General features: G+C 35.8%; 1 tRNA gene and 1 rRNA gene. Both read left to right on the forward strand.

Annotated elements, in window-relative coordinates:
- Positions 1–203 precede the first annotated feature (203 nt).
- Positions 204–320 (forward strand): 5S ribosomal RNA (gene rrf, locus KGF52_RS21200).
- 6 nt (positions 321–326) lie between these two features.
- Positions 327–398 (forward strand) — tRNA-Asn (locus tag KGF52_RS21205).
- Position 399: the final 1 nt, after the last annotated feature.

Below are 399 nucleotides of genomic sequence, written 5' to 3' on the forward strand. Positions count from 1 at the left end.
AGGTCGAGGACATGACCAATATTTATTTGATGTTCATTGATTAAAATATATATGTAGTTTTTAGAGTGTTAACTCTATGTAAAGTACTAACTTCAATTAATGGAAGATATTTAATAAAAAACTATTATTATTTAGTACTTTAAAAGTATTGACATTTAAAAATAAAGATGTTAATATAATACTTGTCTTATAAATAGGCAATATGTGGTTATAATAGCAAAGAGGATACACCTGTTCCCATTCCGAACACAGAAGTTAAGCTCTTTAGCGCTAATGGTACTTGGTGGGAAACTGCCTGGGAGAGTAGGACATAGCCACGTAAATGTTCCAAGGTAGCTCAACGGTGGAGCAACCGGCTGTTAACCGGTAGGCTGTGGGTTCGAGCCCCACCCTTGGAGC

The organism is Clostridioides sp. ZZV15-6597 (assembly GCF_020657815.1).
GTDB lineage: Bacteria > Bacillota > Clostridia > Peptostreptococcales > Peptostreptococcaceae > Clostridioides.